The 15,526-nt window shown below is 68.1% G+C and carries 18 protein-coding genes and 1 other RNA gene; 15 read left to right on the top strand and 4 right to left on the bottom strand.

Translation table 11 applies throughout. The annotated features are described in order from the left end of the window. The first annotated feature begins 57 nt into the window (after nucleotides 1-57). Genes ACFO8M_RS06465 through ACFO8M_RS06455 form a run of 3 tightly spaced genes read left to right on the top strand, consistent with a single transcriptional unit; the run spans nucleotide 58 to nucleotide 2,032 of the window. Complete coding sequence (locus tag ACFO8M_RS06465) at nucleotides 58-585, top strand: FtsB family cell division protein (protein ID WP_387972173.1); 528 nt, start codon at nucleotides 58-60, stop codon at nucleotides 583-585. Next, nucleotides 582-1,115, top strand: coding sequence for a DUF501 domain-containing protein (locus ACFO8M_RS06460; RefSeq protein ID WP_387972170.1), 534 nt, complete (start codon nucleotides 582-584; stop codon nucleotides 1,113-1,115). The genes ACFO8M_RS06465 and ACFO8M_RS06460 overlap by 4 nt, the downstream gene beginning before the upstream one ends. After that, nucleotides 1,112-2,032, top strand: a complete 921-nt coding sequence (locus ACFO8M_RS06455) for a Ppx/GppA phosphatase family protein (protein WP_387972167.1) — start codon at nucleotides 1,112-1,114, stop codon at nucleotides 2,030-2,032. Before ACFO8M_RS06460 ends, ACFO8M_RS06455 begins: the two co-directional genes overlap by 4 nt. A 54-nt stretch (nucleotides 2,033-2,086) precedes the next feature. Here ACFO8M_RS06455 and ACFO8M_RS06450 read toward each other — a convergent pair whose 3' ends face one another. Further along, the gene (locus ACFO8M_RS06450) at nucleotides 2,087-2,764 is read right to left on the bottom strand and encodes a hypothetical protein (RefSeq protein WP_387972164.1); all 678 of its coding nucleotides are present in this window, start codon (nucleotides 2,762-2,764) and stop codon (nucleotides 2,087-2,089) included. Between the two features lie 119 nt (nucleotides 2,765-2,883). Between ACFO8M_RS06450 and ACFO8M_RS06445 the strand changes: the two genes are divergently transcribed. From ACFO8M_RS06445 to ACFO8M_RS06435, 3 genes are all read left to right on the top strand, one after another. Beyond that, nucleotides 2,884-3,582 carry a TetR/AcrR family transcriptional regulator gene (locus ACFO8M_RS06445; RefSeq protein WP_387972161.1) on the top strand — a complete coding sequence of 233 codons (699 nt, stop codon included), beginning with the start codon at nucleotides 2,884-2,886 and terminating at the stop codon, nucleotides 3,580-3,582. A 76-nt stretch (nucleotides 3,583-3,658) separates the two neighbouring features. Beyond that, entirely contained in the window at nucleotides 3,659-4,162 is a 504-nt protein-coding gene (locus ACFO8M_RS06440; protein ID WP_387972158.1) for a hypothetical protein, read from the top strand. A 35-nt stretch (nucleotides 4,163-4,197) separates the two neighbouring features. Then, complete coding sequence (locus tag ACFO8M_RS06435; protein WP_387972155.1) at nucleotides 4,198-4,446, top strand: hypothetical protein; 249 nt, start codon at nucleotides 4,198-4,200, stop codon at nucleotides 4,444-4,446. Between the two features lie 14 nt (nucleotides 4,447-4,460). Here the strand turns inward: ACFO8M_RS06435 and ACFO8M_RS06430 are convergent, their stop codons facing one another. After that, on the bottom strand, nucleotides 4,461-5,270 hold the full coding sequence (locus ACFO8M_RS06430) for a PP2C family protein-serine/threonine phosphatase (protein WP_387972153.1): 810 nt from the start codon (nucleotides 5,268-5,270) through the stop codon (nucleotides 4,461-4,463). Between the two features lie 247 nt (nucleotides 5,271-5,517). Here ACFO8M_RS06430 and ACFO8M_RS06425 point away from each other — a divergent pair, with 247 nt between their 5' ends. From ACFO8M_RS06425 to ACFO8M_RS06385, 9 genes are all read left to right on the top strand, one after another. After that, a complete protein-coding gene (locus tag ACFO8M_RS06425; protein WP_387972150.1) occupies nucleotides 5,518-6,882 on the top strand; it encodes a serine/threonine-protein kinase in 1,365 nt (454 codons plus the stop codon). 252 nt (nucleotides 6,883-7,134) lie between these two features. Next, entirely contained in the window at nucleotides 7,135-7,638 is a 504-nt protein-coding gene (locus tag ACFO8M_RS06420) for a PadR family transcriptional regulator (protein WP_030155315.1), read from the top strand. 122 nt (nucleotides 7,639-7,760) lie between these two features. Further along, nucleotides 7,761-8,876: a peptide chain release factor 2 gene (prfB, locus tag ACFO8M_RS06415; RefSeq protein ID WP_387972145.1), complete on the top strand. Its 1,116-nt coding sequence runs from the start codon at nucleotides 7,761-7,763 to the stop codon at nucleotides 8,874-8,876. A 253-nt stretch (nucleotides 8,877-9,129) separates the two neighbouring features. Continuing rightward, nucleotides 9,130-9,810 (top strand): cell division ATP-binding protein FtsE, encoded by a 681-nt coding sequence (gene ftsE / locus ACFO8M_RS06410; protein WP_387972142.1) that lies wholly within the window; start codon nucleotides 9,130-9,132, stop codon nucleotides 9,808-9,810. A gap of 22 nt (nucleotides 9,811-9,832) precedes the next feature. Beyond that, nucleotides 9,833-10,708, top strand: a complete 876-nt coding sequence (gene ftsX / locus ACFO8M_RS06405) for a permease-like cell division protein FtsX (protein ID WP_387972139.1) — start codon at nucleotides 9,833-9,835, stop codon at nucleotides 10,706-10,708. Nucleotides 10,709-10,779: 71 nt separating this feature from the next. Next, nucleotides 10,780-12,009 carry a M23 family metallopeptidase gene (locus tag ACFO8M_RS06400; protein WP_387972137.1) on the top strand — a complete coding sequence of 410 codons (1,230 nt, stop codon included), beginning with the start codon at nucleotides 10,780-10,782 and terminating at the stop codon, nucleotides 12,007-12,009. A gap of 90 nt (nucleotides 12,010-12,099) precedes the next feature. Next, nucleotides 12,100-12,606, top strand: coding sequence for an SsrA-binding protein SmpB (gene smpB, locus ACFO8M_RS06395; RefSeq protein ID WP_387972134.1), 507 nt, complete (start codon nucleotides 12,100-12,102; stop codon nucleotides 12,604-12,606). 92 nt (nucleotides 12,607-12,698) lie between these two features. After that, nucleotides 12,699-13,072: a transfer-messenger RNA gene (ssrA, locus tag ACFO8M_RS06390) on the top strand. A 97-nt stretch (nucleotides 13,073-13,169) separates the two neighbouring features. Next, nucleotides 13,170-13,616: a DUF2269 family protein gene (locus ACFO8M_RS06385; RefSeq protein ID WP_387972131.1), complete on the top strand. Its 447-nt coding sequence runs from the start codon at nucleotides 13,170-13,172 to the stop codon at nucleotides 13,614-13,616. Nucleotides 13,617-13,633: 17 nt separating this feature from the next. On the opposite strand, the gene ACFO8M_RS06380 is transcribed toward ACFO8M_RS06385, so the two are convergent. After that, complete coding sequence (locus ACFO8M_RS06380) at nucleotides 13,634-14,218, bottom strand: YqgE/AlgH family protein (RefSeq protein WP_387972128.1); 585 nt, start codon at nucleotides 14,216-14,218, stop codon at nucleotides 13,634-13,636. A 278-nt stretch (nucleotides 14,219-14,496) separates the two neighbouring features. Then, nucleotides 14,497-15,390 carry a mycothiol conjugate amidase Mca gene (mca, locus tag ACFO8M_RS06375; protein ID WP_387972125.1) on the bottom strand — a complete coding sequence of 298 codons (894 nt, stop codon included), beginning with the start codon at nucleotides 15,388-15,390 and terminating at the stop codon, nucleotides 14,497-14,499. Nucleotides 15,391-15,526: the final 136 nt, after the last annotated feature.

Genomic DNA, 15,526 nt, shown 5'->3' with positions numbered 1-15,526 from the left:
CGTCGCCGAGACTGGCGCGGGGGCCTTCCGCGCTCCCCGATCGACTAGGCTGGGCCCGTGAACGCGAGCCGCCGACCCAGCCATCCCGGTGCACGATCCACCGGACCCGGCCGCACCCGTGCCGCCCGCCGTCCCGCCCCCGGAGCGCCCGGCCGAGCCGAGGTCAAGCGGGTCCGCTACCGCCCCGCCCGCAAGGTCTCCCGCCGCGCCGCGATCCTCGCGCTCGTCCTCTCCGCGCTGGCCCTCGCCTACGCCTACCCCCTGCGCACCTACGTCGAGCAGCGCATCGAGATCAACCGCCTCGAAGACGAGCAGACCACCCAGTCCGAGCGCATCGAAGCCCTCGAAGCCGAACGCCTGAAATGGGACGACCCCGAGTACGTCAAGGCCCAGATCCGCTCCAGTCTCCTCCTCGTGCCCCCCGGCGAAGACCTCGTCATCGTCATCGACGAAGACGACCCCAAGCACACCGGTGGCGCAGACGACGAAGCCGCCAAGGACCAGCCCTGGTACGACGAGCTGGCCGATACCTTTGCAGACGCCGACCAGCTCGACCCAGAGGAAACAGAGGAAAAAGCGGAGTGAAGCCAGACCCTTGGCCCCAGCACCCCGACCCGGTGTCGGAGGCCGACGCGGCCGCCGTCCGCAAACAGCTCGGACGCCCGATCCGCGGCGCGCACGCCGTCGCCTGGCGCTGCCCATGCGGCCAGCCCGCGGTCATCGAGACCGAGCCGCGCCTGCCCGACGGCACCCCATTCCCGACCACGTACTACCTGACCTGCCCCAAGGCCGCCTCGGCCATCGGCAGGCTCGAAGGCGGCGGGGTCATGAAGGACATGAACGAGCGACTCGCCGCCGACCCCGAACTCGCCGAGCAGCACCGCCGCGCCCACGAGGACTACCTCGCCCGGCGCGCCAAGCTCGGCGAGGTGCCCGAGATCGACGGCATCTCCGCGGGCGGCCTGCCCGACCGCGTGAAATGCCTCCACGCCCTCGTCGGCCATGCGCTCGCCGCCGGCCCCGGTGTCAGCCCCTTCGGCGACGAGGCTCTCGAACGCCTCCCCGAATGGTGGCGGAACAGCTCGTGCGCGAGCGGACAGGAGACCCCGCAATGACCCGACGCGTCGCCGGCATCGACTGCGGCACCAACTCCCTCCGACTGCTGATCGCCGACATCGACGCCGACGGGCGCCTCCACGACGTGGTGCGCCGCATGGAGGTCGTGCGGCTCGGCGAAGGCGTCGACCGGACCGGCCGCCTCTCCGAGGCCGCCCTCGAACGCACCCGCGTCGCGCTGGCCGACTACACCGCCCAGATCCGCGAGCACGGAGTCGAGGCGATCCGCATGGTCGCCACCTCCGCGAGCCGCGACGCCGACAACGCAGCCGACTTCAAGGCGATGGTCGAGTCCGTGCTCGGCCAGGACCCCGAGGTCATCACCGGCGACGAGGAGGCCCGCCTCTCCTTCACCGGCGCGGTGGCCACCCTGCCGGTCCATGAGGGACAACGCCTGCTCATCGACATCGGCGGCGGCTCAACGGAATTCGTGCGCGGTACTGGGTCCGAGGTCGCCGCGGCGATCTCAGTGGACGTCGGCTGCGTCCGCATGACCGAGCGCCACTTGCGATCCGACCCGCCGCGGGAGGACGAGATCGCCGAGGCGGTCGCCGACATCACCGCCATCGCCGACGGCGCCCTGGCGGTGGCCGACGCGAACCGCGAGGCGACCGAGCTGGTCGCAGTGGCCGGCACGGCGACCACGATCGCCGCGATCGCGTTGGAGCTCAAGGCGTACGACGCGGATGCGATCGACGGCACCCGGCTCTCATACGAGCGGGTCGTCCAGGTGACCGCCGACCTCGCCGCGGCGAACCACGACGAGCGGCTCGCGATCCCGGCGATGCACCCGGGCCGCGCCGACGTCATCGTCGGCGGCGCGCTCGTGCTGCGAACCGTCATGGAGCGCAGCGGGATCGACTCGGTCCTCATCTCGGAGCACGACATCCTCGACGGCATCGCGCTCTCCGCATAGACGCCAACATGAACGCGGCCCCCGCAACTGCGGGGGCCGCGTTCGCGTTCAGGCTCAGGCGTTCTCGAGTTCCTGCACCGGGGCCTTGGCCGCCTTCCACATTTCTGCGGCGAGCCACAGGGCCGCGACGGTCACCAGTGCGCCCCAGGCGATCCGGCCGGTGTGCGGCAGGAAGTACTGCGGCAGCATCGTCACCAGCAGGGCCGCGAGCGGCACGCCGCTCCACTTGTTCAGGGTTCCCGAGCGCCACACCGCGACCGCGGCCAGCACCGCGGCGATCGCGATGAGGATCAGGCCGATCGCGAACACGCTCATCGCGGTCGGGTCGTACCGGAACGCGTCGCCGACCTCGGTCATGGTGGCGTCCCCGTCTTCGACGGCCCGCTGCCCGATCGCCTTGAGTCCGTAGACCTCTGCGCCGTAGTACGAGATCGTAAGGGCCGAACCGATGTAGCCGATCGTCGCGGCCGTGAAGGCCGTCTTCTCGTTGCGGGTGCCTTCGAGGTGGCCGCGCAAGGCGCCGTAGCCGAGCGGGATGAGGATGAGGCCCACGATCGCGGCGAGGTGCGCGATGGACCAGCCGGCGCTGGTCCAGGACTCGGCGCCTTCGAGCGTGGTCTGGTCGAGGCGCGGGGCGGCGGCCTCGTAGATGACGAAGAGGATCCCGGCGAGCGCAAACGCGATGGCGCCCATGCGGGCTCGCGGATCGTTGCGGGGCTGGGGGACTGACATGGAGGCTCCTTGGGGGTTCACTGCTCGCATTCGAGAGCAGTGCTCTCTCTTGGGAGCAATGATTGCACACTCGATTCGACAATGCAAGAGCGGTGCTCTCGTTTCGGTACACTCACCTGATGAACGCGCCGAGAACCGCACGACAACGCGCCCGCGCCGAACTCACCGCCGAAATCCTCGCCGCGGCCAGACGCCAGCTCGGCGAGGACGGCCCCTCCGGGTTGTCCCTTCGGTCCGTCGCGCGCGAACTCGGCATGGCCTCCTCGGCCGTCTACCGGTACTTCGCCAGCCGCGACGACCTCCTGACCGCCCTGATAGTGCAGTCCTACAACGAGATCGGCGACGCCGCCGAACGAGCCGACCGCCCGGGCGACCAACCGGAGGAGCGCTGGATGGCCGTCTGGCGCGCGGTGCGGAAGTGGTCCCTGGCCCACCGCCACGAATACGCGCTCATCTTCGGCACGCCCGTCCCCGGCTACGTCGCACCGCACATCACCGTCGAGGTCGCGGGCCGCATGCCGCTCACGCTCGCGCGGATCGTCGCCGACGCCGGGCGCTCGGGGAACCTCGCGCCGACGCCGGGCCCGGTCTGCCCGCCCGAGGCGATCACCCCGGAGATGCTGCAGCTCTTGGACGGAGTGACGTTCACACCCGATGAGACCGCCCGGCTCATCTTCGCCTGGAACCGCCTCGTCGGCATCATCGGCTACGAGCTCCACGGCCACCTGGCCAACGTCACCGCCGACGACGCGCTGTTCTTCGACCACACCGCCCGCACCGAGGGCGCGTACATCGGCCTCGACTTCGGCGCTGCGTGACTTCACGAATGCACAGTTGCGGCAGATGGGTAGGTTTCACTGCATCCTCACCCCTGCAACGATTCTGGAGTCGTCCATGCCGAAACCGAACCGCCTCGCCGTCGCCGCCGCGGGCCTCGCAGTCATCGCTTTCGGAGCCTGCAGCGCCGAAGAGGGCAGCGACGCGGCCCCCGACGCGACGACCTCCGAGGCCGTCGAGAGCGCGGCGCCCACCGAGTCCGAGCCGACCGACACCGGCTGCGACGCGACGTTCGACCCCGCGACCGACGACGCCGTCATGGAACCGTATGTGGGGGAATGGATCTCGGAAGAGCAGGCCCCGGACGGGGCCGACTCGCCCGAGGCGTCGACCGTCTGCATCGAGGCCGACGGCACGGTGAACTATGAGACGCCGACAGGCATCTGGGAGGGGCACTTGACCGTGGGCGACGAATCCGTCCCGATGATGGACCTCGACCAGGTCGAAGGCACGGACGGCGGCAACCTGCTCCTCGACTGCAACTACACGGCCGACGACGACACGATCGGCCTCGTCGAGTCCGGCGACGACGGCCGCTGGAACACCTTCGTCCGCGCCTGAAGAGTCGTTTCACGCCTGGCGCGAATCGGGGAAATGTGGACAGGCACCGCTTTAAGAAGATCCACTCAACGAAACTGGACCGCTTCGCTGTCGTCCTTCGCGAGCCAGAAGGCGCGTTCGAGGGAGCGGTCTTCTTCGGTGACGGTGACCCGCACCGCTTCACCGGGACCGCCGCCGAGGACGGCGACGAGATCGAGGTCGGGCTCGAGTACGACGAGAACGCCGACACGCTGACGCTCACCTACCCGGGCGACGGCACTACCCACGTGCGCACCCGCGCGTAAAGCCCTTGTGCCACTTAGCCTCTGAGGGCCAGCGCCACGACGATCGCCGCGATCACCAGCACGATGCCGATCGCGGCGACCACCCATGGCCAGCGCCGGACGGTCTTGTGCTCGGCGACGTCGCCGACGACCACGGTGACGTTGTCGGGCCCGCCGCCTTCGAGCGCGAGGCGGACGAGTTCGTCCGCCGCGCCCTGCGGGTCGGTGAAGTCGCGCAGCACGTTCTCGATCATGGTGTCGTCGACGACGTCGCTGAGCCCGTCGGAGCACAGCATGTACCGGTCGCCGATCTGGGCCGGGCGGGTCTCGAAGTGCGCGGGGGCGGGGTTGGCCTGGAGCACGCGGGTGACCACCGACTTGTACGGGTGGTCCTGGGCCTCGGCCGGGGTGATCGCGCCTTCGTCGACGAGGTGCTGGACGTAGGAGTCGTCGACCGTGACCTGCACGAAGTCCTCGCCGCGCACCTGGTACGCCCGGGAATCTCCGATATGGACGATGTCGACGGCGTTGTCGCCCAGCCAGAGTCCGGTGAGCGTCGTCGCCATGCCCTCCGACTCGGGATTCTCCGCCACCGCCGCCCGGATCCGGTCGCGCGCGGCCTCGACCACGGCGCCGAGCTCGGCGCTGGCCTCGACGGGGGAGCGGCGCGCGAGCCGCGTCACCTCCGCGATGGTGACCCCGCTGGCGACTTCGCCGGCGGCCGCGCCGCCGACGCCGTCGGCGACCGCGAGCAGCCGCCGCGACGCGAGATGGGAGTCCTCATTCAGGTCGCGGACTTTGCCCACGTCGGTGGCGGCGCCGTAGCGCCAACGCAATTCGGTCACAGGTGATCACCACTGGTTCCGCACCGGGATTCGGCTGTCTGTTCAAAGCTTGGCCGTTCGAGGGACATGGGCGCAAGTGTAGTGTCCCGCCACTCACAGCATGCGACCGTTGATCCCGGTGCGCCCGCGCTCGCCCGAGACGCGCTTTATCCCCGGTTCGTGCCACCCTAGGACTCCTGGGCTGAGCTGGGACGACACCGCCTTTACAGTGGACCCTGCTCGCTTCGCCAGCCCACTAGGAGCACCCATGCAGACGGTTCTGGCCGACCGGTACGTCCTGGAGCACGAGATCGCCCGCGGCGCGGTCGGCGTCGTCTGGCGCGGCCTCGACCAGGTCACCGGGGAGCATGTGGCCGTCAAGATCCTCCGCCCCGAGCTGCGCGGCGAGAGCGACATCTTCGAGAGCTTCCGCGCCGAGGCCGGCATCCTGCGCACCCTTGACCACCCTGGCGTGGTGTCCGTGAAGGACTTCATCGTCACCGACACCGTGTGCGCGGTCGTCCTCGAATTTATCGAGGGACTCGACCTGCGCGAGCACCTGCGCGTCCACGGGCCCCTCTCCGCCGCGGAGGCCGCCCGCCGCTGCGCGAGTGCCGCCGAGACGCTCGCGGCGATCCACAGGGCCGGCTACCGCCACGGCGACGTCAAGCCCGGGAACCTCATGCTCGCCGGGCAGGAGGGCCTGAAGTTCATCGACTTCGGCATCGCCCGCGCCGCCGCATCGAAGACCGCGCCTTCCCACGGCACGCCCGAGTACATCGCGCCCGAGGTCGCCTCGGGCGACTCGGCGAGCACCGGTGTGGACAACTACGCGCTCGGGCTCGTCCTCTATGAGGCCCTCACCGCGCACAGCGCCTACCGTGGCGGTTCGATCACCGATGTGGTCGAACGCCACATGTCGCAGATCCCGGTCAGGCCGGCCGTCGTGGACGCCGAGCTGTGGCGAGTGGTCGAGATGCTCCTCGCCCTGGACCCGCGCGCCCGCGGCGAGCTCGACGCCGTCGCCGCCGAGCTGCGCCGTCTCGCGCCGCGCCTGTCGAACCAGGCGACCGCGCCCGTCGCGCCGCAGATGAAGGAGCGGGACGCCACCGCGACGTTCACGTACGACCCCGTCACGCCCCACGCCCCCGAGATCGAGCCCGTCGCGCTCGGCGCGATGCTCACGGCCCCGTCAGCCGAAGGCGGCGCAGCCGGTGACGAACGCGGTGAGGTCTACGGCGGTTCCGAGCGCCTCGGGCGCGGCTGGGTCATCGGTCTCGTCACCGCCGGATGCTTCGTCGTCTTCGCCGCGATCTATGCCTTTCTGGTGATATCGCGCCCCGATCTCCTGAATGGGGACGATGTGGCCGATCCGTCCGAAGACGTCACCACCTCCGCGTCCGCTGAGGCTGAAACCTCCGGCGAGCCAACGGAACCGAGCCCTGAAGCGGACGCCACGCCGAGCGAGGAATTCACGACTCCTCAAGGGCCGGACGCCGAAAGCGCATCACCTGGCCAAGAATCGGATGAAATGTCCGAATCGGAGGGCGAGGACGATGGCTCCACTGAGGGCGGTTCCGGCGACAACTCGCCCGGATCCGATCTCATCGGTTCGCCCATGCCCGACAACTGAAAGCGATCGCGACAGTCGATAATGATCCGTGACCGCCGGGCAACCCCGCGTCATCGCAACCCAAGGGGGCGATCGGGATCACATGATTGGAATTCTCCCAACAGGCGTTGCAATCCAGACGACGAGTCCAACCGATTCGCAAGGCTTGCAGCGTATTCAGTGATCCCATCCAATCAAGTATCGGTAACGGTCTATCGACACATTGGAGCTGTCCACTTGTCATGAGGGCATCCACATGGCATCCTGTCGGGCATGGCAGGAAAAGAACTCAACGCAACCTCAGCAGCATTGCTGGGCTTGCTGCACGAAGGACCGATGACCGGCGGACAACTCATGGCGGAGGCGACCCGTCGCCTCGGTCCGTACTGGACCATGACGCGTTCGCAGGTCTACCGCGAACTCCCGGCTCTCGCCGAAGGCGGACTCGTCCGTGTGGGGAAGCCGGGGCCCCGAGCCTCGGTGCCCTACACGATCAGCGCCAACGGCAAGCGGGCGTTCACCCGCTGGCTCAATGAGCCGGCCCGAATCGGCCAGCTGCGCGACCCCGTCGCGCTGCGCACGGCCTTCCTCGACTACCTCTCCAAGGACACCGCCGAGGAGATGTTCGCCGACGCGACCGAGCAGCACCAGGAGGCCTTGGCAGAGGCCCGTGCAGCTGCGAAGGACTACGCGGACGAGGACCCGAACGCGGCCATCGCGATGGAATTCGCGATCGGCTACCACCGTTCGGCGCTGAGCTGGCTGAAGAAGCGATAGGAAACGAGACGCCCGGGCGCTGACCCGGGAAAAGACGATCAAGCACGGAACGGGACGCGGCCCCAGCGGGGGCTCGCGTCCCGTTTCGTATGAGCCCGAATACAGGCGTAGTCTGATCTGTTGTGACCAGTGTCGATGTTTCCTCCGATCTCCGTGAACTGAAGGCGACGCTCAGCAGCGTCGAGGCCGTCCTCGACCTGCCCGCGCTCCGCCGCGAGCTGGCCGAACTCGAAGCCGCGGCCGCCGACCCCGGCCTGTGGGACGACACGGTGCAGGCGCAGAAGATCACCTCCCGCCTGTCCTATATCCAGGCCGAGCTCAAAAAGCTCGCCTCCCTCCATGAGCGCATGGACGACGTCGCGATCATGTTCGAGCTGGCCGACGACGAGTCCGACCCCGGCGCCGAAGCCGAGGCCACGACCGAGCTCGACTCCATCCGCAAGGCCGTGGACGAGCTCGAGGTCCGCACCCTCCTCTCGGGCGAGTACGACGAGCGCGACTGCGTCCTCACGGTCCGCTCCGGCGCCGGCGGGGCCGACGCCTGCGACTTCGCCGAGCAGCTCATGCGCATGTACCTGCGCTGGTCCGAGGCCCACAACTTCGGCACCGAGGTGTACGACATCTCCTACGCCGAGGAGGCCGGCATCCGCTCGGCCACGTTCGCCGTCAACGGGCCGTACGCCTACGGCCACCTCTCGGTCGAGCAGGGCACCCACCGCGTGGTGCGCATCAGCAAATACGACAACCAGGGCCGCCGCCAGACCGGCTTCGCGGCCGTCGAGGTCGTCCCGGCCCTGGAGCAGACCGACGAGATCGAGGACATCCCCGAGGACGAGATCCGCGTGGACGTCTACCGCTCCTCCGGCCCCGGCGGGCAGGGCGTCAACACCACCGACTCGGCCGTGCGCCTGACCCACCTGCCGACCGGCATCGTCGTCTCCTGCCAGAACGAGCGCTCGCAGCTGCAGAACAAGGCCACCGCGATGGGCGTCCTCAAGGCCAAGCTCCTCCAGCGCAAGCGGGACGAGGAGCGGGCGAAGGTCGACGAGCTGCGCGGCTCGGCCACGGCCTCGTGGGGCGACCAGATGCGCTCCTATGTCGAGCACCCGTACCAGATGGTCAAGGACCTCCGCACCAGCTTCGAGACCGCCGACGTCAAGGGCGTCTACGACGGCAACATCGACGGCTTCCTGGAGGCCGGCATCCGCTGGCGCAAGAGCGGCGAGAAGAGCGAATAGCGCCCGCCGAGTCGTCGATCACGCTTTGGGGAGACCGCGGTCCGGTGTCCGCATGGGACCGGTCCGTGGCCGTTCCGTGACGCTCTGCGGAGCGTTCATGGGCCGCCTGACCATATGGGCTTCCCCCGTTCGGCTGAAATCACGTCGTAACCCTTGCATGGCCGTGACATATGAGGCTGAAACTGCGAAATATGCCACGCTTGTACTGGAGCCGCCCGACCGGCTCTGCGGTTCGGCGGATAGACTCCGCCTCGTGATTCAGCTTGAGGGTGTAACCAAGCACTACCCCCGGTCGAACCGCCCCTCGGTGGAGGACGTGAACGTCTTCATCGACAAGGGAGAGTTCGTCTTCTTCATCGGCCCGACCGGTGCGGGGAAGTCCACGATGATCAAGCTCCTGCTTCGCGAAGAAGTTCCGGACAAGGGCAAGATCCAGGTCGGGGACGTCGACGTGACGAAGCTCCGCCGCTGGAAGGTCCCGGCCTACCGGCGCAGCATCGGCTGCGTGTTCCAGGACTTCCGGCTGCTGCCGAACCGCACGGCCGCCGAGAACGTGGCGTTCGCGCTCGAGGTCATCGGCAAGCCGCGTTCGGTCGCCCGCCGGGTCGTCCCGGAGGTGCTCGAACTCGTCGGCCTCGGTGGCAAGGAGCACCGCTACCCGCACGAGCTCTCCGGTGGCGAGCAGCAGCGCGTGGCCGTGGCCCGCGCCTTCGTCAACCGGCCGCTCCTGCTGCTGGCCGACGAGCCCACCGGTAACCTTGACCCCGACACCTCGATCGAGATCATGCGTCTTCTCGACCGGATCAGCCGGACCGGCACCACCATCCTGATGGTCACCCACGACTCCAATATCGTGAACCAGATGCGCCGTCGCGTCATCGAGATCGAGAACGGCCAGATCGTCCGCGACCAGGCTCGCGGCGTCTACGGCTAAGCGGAAGGCAGATTTAGAGCACATGCGCGCGAAGTACGTGATGTCCGAGGTCTTCCTCGGACTGTGGCGCAACATCTCCATGACCGTCGCCATGATCATCACCATGGCCGTCTCGTTGAGCATGCTCGGCGCGGCCCTGCTGCTGTACAACCAGGTCGACGTCATCGAGGAGTACTACCAGACCAACCTCGAAGTGGTGGTCTACCTCGAACGCGATATCGACGAGGCGACGACCGAGCAGATCAAGGAGGCCCTCAGGGCCAGTGATTACGTCGCCGAGGTGAAGTACGAGTCGAAGGAAGACGCCTACAAGCGCTTCCAGGAGACCTTCGAGGATACTCCCGACCTGGTGAAGTCCGTGGACGAGACGGTCCTGCCGTCGGCGTTCCGCGTCAAGATGGTCGACATCGCGGACGCGAAGAAGCTCATCGCCGAGTTCCAGGAGATGACCGGCGTCTACCAGGTCACCAACCAACGCGAGATCCTGCAGCAGGTCTTCGACATCCTCGGCGGCCTGCAGAAGCTCACCCTGGTCCTCGCTCTCGTGCAGGGCGTGGCCGCGCTCATGCTGGTGGCCAACACGATCCAGGTCGCCGCGTACTCGCGGCGCCGCGAGGTCGCCATCATGAAGCTGGTCGGCGCCCCGAACTGGTTCGTCCAGGCCCCGTTCGTGCTCGAAGCGGTGTTCGCCGCGGTGATCGGCTCGATCTTCGCCTTCGGTGTGCTCATCGCCGGGAAGTTCCTCCTCATCGACGGCCAGTTCGAGAACCTGTTCAAGCTCATGCCCCCGATCGAGATGCAGGCGATCCTCATCCTGCTGCCGATCCTCATCGGGATCTCGGCGGTGATCAGCGCGATCACGGCGTGGATCACCTTGCGCTTCAACATCAAGGTCTGACCCTCCATGGTTCGGGGCAGGTGTCCCGAATCTCCTGAATGTCCGTCGCAGATGGACTAAATTCGGGGCCTATGAGGCGAATCGGATGGCTGCTCGCGGCCCTGCTCCTGGCAGGGACCGCGAGCAGTCCCGCTTTCGGCGTCTCGCAGTCCGAACTCGACGCCGTGGAGCGTGAGAAGGCCGAGATGGCCGCCCAGCTGGAGGACGCCTCCGACGAGGTGCGCGCCGCGGGCCAGGAACTCGCCGAGACCGAGGCCGAGCTGCCCGGCGCCCAGTACGCCGTGGACGTCGCCGAAGGAAGGGTCGCCGCGGCCGAAGCCGAAGCGGCCCAGGCGGAGCGCGAGGCCGTCGCCGCCCGCGAGGCGCTCGAGGCGGCCGAGGCGGAGCACGAGGCCGCGGCGGTGGCCGTCGAGTCCGCCCGGGAGGCCCGCGCCTCCCTGTTCACCGCCACGTATCGCGGGGTCGAACTGCTCACCGTGGACGCGATCCTCGCCTCCGGGGACCCGCAGCACGCCGTGGACGGTATGACGTACCTCGAGTTCATGATGGAGGGCAAGAACCTCGCCGTCGAAGAGGTCACGCTCAGCCGCCGCGAGGCCGCCAACGCCGAGAACACCGCGTCCCTCGCCGAGTCCGAGGCCGTCGCGGCCGAAGCCGCCGCCGCCGAGGCACTGGCGGCGGCCGAGACCCGCTTCACCGAGGCCCAGGCCGCCGAGGCCGCCGTGCAGCAGCTCGTCGGGCGGCGCGTGGCGGCCCTCGCGGTCGCCGAGGACGCCAAGGACCAGGCCCAGTCCGAGTACGACGACCTCGAGGCCGAGTCCGAGCGCCTCGCCGACCAGCTGCGCCAAGCCGATGAAGACAACGACAACGACGACTCGGGCGGCGGCTCCTCTTCCGGCGGGGGCGGCTTCGTGGTCCCGGTCGACGGCTGGAAGTCCTCCGACTTCGGCTGGCGTCGCCACCCGATCTACGGCACCACCCGTCTCCACGGCGGCACCGACTTCGCTGCGGGGACGGGCGCCACGATCCACGCCGCAGACTCGGGCAAGGTGGTCTACGCCGGATGGAGTTCGGGGTACGGCCAGCTCACGTGCATCAGCCACGGCGGCGGCGTGTCCACCTGCTACGCGCACCAGTCGGCCATCTGGGTCAACACCGGTGAACGCGTCGATCGCGACGAGCGCATCGGCGCGGTCGGCAGCACCGGCGACAGCACCGGCCCGCACCTGCACTTCGAGGTCCGGGTCCACGGTCAGCGTGTGAATCCGGTGGGCTATCTGCCCGGCTGTCTATGCCGGTAGCGAACGAAGGTCAATTGCTCCCCTCGGCGCCCGCTCGCGAAGCCGTAAATTGGCGTGGCCAGACACATGTTCGATCGTTAAGCTTGCTCCGTGTCCAAGAAGCAGCAGGAGAAGGTCAAGCACTCGGGTCCCGAGCGCTCGGTGGTGACCACCAACCGCAAGGCCCGCCACGACTACGAGATCCTGGACACCTACGAGGCCGGCATGGTCCTGTCCGGGACCGAGGTCAAGGCCTTGCGCCAGGGCAAGGGGAACATCGTCGACGCGTACGCCGAGATCCACAACGGCGAGGCCCGCGTCCACAACCTCCACATCCCCGAGTACGACTACGGGACGTGGACCAACCACCCGCCCCGGCGCATCCGCAAGCTCCTGCTGCACCGCGGCGAGATCGTCAAGCTCGAGTCGAAGCTCGACGAGGCCGGTCTGACGCTGGTCCCGCTCTCGGTCTACTTCCTGAACGGCTACGCCAAGATGGAGCTCGGGCTCGCCCGGGGCCGGAAGAACTACGACAAGCGCCAGGCCATCGCCAAGCGCGAGTCCGACCGCGAGATCGAGAAGGCCATGGGTCGCGCCGCCAAACGCGGCGGCAAGTGAGCCGGGAATATCCGATGGCCCGGCCCGGTTGGACTGAGCTAGAATCGCAAGGCACAACTGAACAGGGTGAAACACTCACTCAACCAAGTCTCGGGGCTGATCGGTTTCGACTCCGTATGTTGAGGTGAGGGAAGCGGGTCGAGGAAGCCAACGCTGTCTCGTAAACCAACGTTGGAAACCAATAAGTGCCAACGCAAAACGCACTGACTTCGCCCTCGCTGCTTAAGCGACCGTGAAGTTGCCGCTCCAGGGGCGCATCCGCTCTGGGTTCGCGGCATCATTTAAGGATGCTGGGCCGACGTCTTGATCGCTGGGACCGAAGGCCGAGATTATCGGCGATTAGAGCCCGCCACACCGTCTCGTCCGCGTGATCGGTGGGGCTCGATAAAAGGCAAAGCGGACTGCACCCGGAGAAGTCTCACAGATGCAGCGGAGGACCAGGGTTCGATTCCCTGCAGCTCCACGCACGGGCCGGGCCCGGACGCGAAAGCGTTCGGGCCCGGCCTTTCTGCTTGCCCGGTGTTCGGTGCCTGCCGTGGGTGTTTTGTCCGTAAGATTGCGATATGCACACTCTGTTGTCGATCCTGCACGTGCTGTTGGTGGTGATCACCGTCGGCCCGGCCATGTTCATGCCGTGGCTGGGCGAGCGCGCGCTGCGGGAGCGGGACGGCGACCGGGTGCACCAGGCGGGGCGCCGGTGCATGGCGTTCAACGCGTTCACCCTCGTCGCGGCGCTGTTCGGGGCGTTGGCGACGGTGACCGGCGACCGGTACTCGTTCGCGGACGCGTGGCTCATCATCGCTTCGACGCTGTACGTGGTCGCGGTGGTGAACGGCGCGGCCGTGATCCCGGGCGTGCTCGCGCGCATCGGCAAGGAACTCCAGGACTCCCACGGCGTGATGGACGGCGAAGTGCTGGAACAGCATCGGGGGCGTTTGCTGGCGCTCTCGGGGCTGAATCTCGTCTTCTACACCGTGGTCATCATTCTCATGGCCTGGCGGCCGATTTGATACGCGGCAGGTGCGCTTCAGTTCATGGCGGGGTCTGCGGGGAATTGCGCGACCGCGGAGAGCAGGCCGCCCTGGCGTTTCCACACCATGCCCCACAGCTCTTCGGGGTTGGCCGAGAAGGGGTCGGCCGGGAGGGCGTCGAAGACCATCCAGGCGCCCGCCTCGATCTCGTCCTCCAGCTGCCCCGGCGACCAACCTGCGTAGCCGGTGAAGACCCGCATCCCCTCCAGGAGCGGCGCGACCTCGTCCGGGTCCCGGGAGAGGTCGAGCGTGCCGAGCCGCCCCAGCACCGGCCGGAACGCGTCGTTGAAGGGCGTGTCGGCCTTCCTCCAGCCCAGCCCGATCGCGGCGTCCGGCTGGACCGGACCGCCCTCGAAGAGCACCGCGGGATGGCCCGCCAGATCGGCCCACTGGTCGAGGTAGTGGACGACCTTCCGCTCGGTGGCGCGGTTGAGGACCACGCCGAGCACCCCGTCGGATTCGTGCCCGACGCCGATGACGACCGTGCGGTCGAAGTTGGGGTCCTGCAGCGTGGGAGTGGCGACGAGGAGACTGCCGACGAACGACTTGGTACGCGCCGGTGTTGTTTCGCGACTGACCATGGGTCCACCTCCGTTCTGCGCCCGCCTCCGCGTATCCGTCCCTTGCTCGGGTTCGGTCCGGTTCTCCCGGCACGGTAACCCGCGGGGGCGCGCTTGCAGCAAGGTTCTCGCACTTTCCGAGGAAATACACCGTGGTGTCGGGAGCCCGACAGTTGTTTCCTCACTGAGGGTGCGCGGACCCCGACGATCCGGCGCCTCGACGGGGACGAACGAGGACGCATTCGTCTCAAGTGGAACAAGAGGCCCCAGGGAATCCCTGGGGCCGTTGTGAAGTGGAGTTACCGGAGTCCGGCGAAGAGGTCGTCCTCGGGCAGGCGCGACTCGATGCGCGACTCGACGAGTTCGTAATCCTCAGTGGGCCAAGCCTTCTGCTGGATCTCGCGCGGCACGGCGAACCAGAACCCGTCGGGGTCGACCTGCGTCGCGTGGGCCTTGAGCGCCTCGTCGCGGACGTCGAAGTACTCGGCGCACTCGACTCGCGAAGTGACGCGCTCGCTCTTGTCGCGGGTCCAGTCGCCCGCGTCCATCCAGTCCTTATAGGGCGACTCGAGTCCGGCCTCGAGCATCGCGTAGTGCAGGGCTTCGATGCGCGCCTTGCCGAACGAGTGGTTGTAGTACAGCTTCAGCGGCTGCCACGGCTCGCCGCGATCCGGATACTTGTCGGGGTCGCCGGCGGCGGCGAAGGCCGCGACGGAGACCTCGTGGGTCTTGACGTGGTCGGGGTGCGGGTAGCCGCCCTCTTCGTCATAGGTGGTGACCACGTGCGGCTTGAACGAGCGCATGATCTCCACGAGCGGCGCGGCGGCCTCCTCGGTCGGCACCAGATAGAAGGCGTCCTCGGGCAGCTCGGTGCCCGAATCGGGGAGCCAGCCGTCGGGGAGCCCCGAGTCGGTGAAACCGAGCCAGTGCTGCTCGACCCCGAGGATCTCGCGGGCGCGGGCCATCTCCTCGTTGCGGATCCGCGGAAGGTTCTCCTGCACCTCGGGGCGGTCCATCTTCGGGTTGAGCACGTCGCCGCGCTCGCCGCCGGTGCACGTGACCACGAGGACTTCAATGCCCTCGCGCACGTAGCGGGCCATCATGCCGGCGCCCTTGCTGGACTCGTCGTCCGGGTGGGCGTGGACGCACATCAGGCGCAGCTTGCTTTGGTTCGTCACGTCGGTCAACCTCATTGGCGGGTGCTTCTCAGTGGTAAGGCTCGGCGCACTGGAACCGACTCGCGCACTGCGGTAGTTGTCGGCTCTGGCATTCTGTGCAACGATACTCGATAATCATTACTTCCCGGTTGTTCCCGCAACCGAGGGCTCG

The organism is Glycomyces rhizosphaerae, assembly GCF_042647865.1.
Taxonomy (GTDB): domain Bacteria; phylum Actinomycetota; class Actinomycetes; order Mycobacteriales; family Micromonosporaceae; genus Glycomyces; species Glycomyces rhizosphaerae.
Note: the sequence above shows the minus strand (reverse complement) of the source record. Positions and strands in the feature narration are given on the sequence as shown.

Bases quoted from the DNA above. Each gene is read 5' to 3' on its own strand.
- ACFO8M_RS06455 (WP_387972167.1), top strand. From the start codon at position 1,112: ATGACCCGACGCGTCGCCGGCATCGACTGCGGCACCAACTCCCTCCGA.
- ACFO8M_RS06450 (WP_387972164.1), bottom strand. From the start codon at position 2,764: ATGTCAGTCCCCCAGCCCCGCAACGATCCGCGAGCCCGCATGGGCGCC.
- ACFO8M_RS06445 (WP_387972161.1), top strand. From the start codon at position 2,884: ATGAACGCGCCGAGAACCGCACGACAACGCGCCCGCGCCGAACTCACC.
- ACFO8M_RS06440 (WP_387972158.1), top strand. From the start codon at position 3,659: ATGCCGAAACCGAACCGCCTCGCCGTCGCCGCCGCGGGCCTCGCAGTC.
- ACFO8M_RS06425 (WP_387972150.1), top strand. From the start codon at position 5,518: ATGCAGACGGTTCTGGCCGACCGGTACGTCCTGGAGCACGAGATCGCC.
- ACFO8M_RS06420 (WP_030155315.1), top strand. From the start codon at position 7,135: ATGGCAGGAAAAGAACTCAACGCAACCTCAGCAGCATTGCTGGGCTTG.
- ftsX (WP_387972139.1), top strand. From the start codon at position 9,833: ATGCGCGCGAAGTACGTGATGTCCGAGGTCTTCCTCGGACTGTGGCGC.
- ACFO8M_RS06400 (WP_387972137.1), top strand. From the start codon at position 10,780: ATGAGGCGAATCGGATGGCTGCTCGCGGCCCTGCTCCTGGCAGGGACC.
- ACFO8M_RS06385 (WP_387972131.1), top strand. From the start codon at position 13,170: ATGCACACTCTGTTGTCGATCCTGCACGTGCTGTTGGTGGTGATCACC.
- ACFO8M_RS06380 (WP_387972128.1), bottom strand. From the start codon at position 14,218: ATGGTCAGTCGCGAAACAACACCGGCGCGTACCAAGTCGTTCGTCGGC.
- mca (WP_387972125.1), bottom strand. From the start codon at position 15,390: ATGAGGTTGACCGACGTGACGAACCAAAGCAAGCTGCGCCTGATGTGC.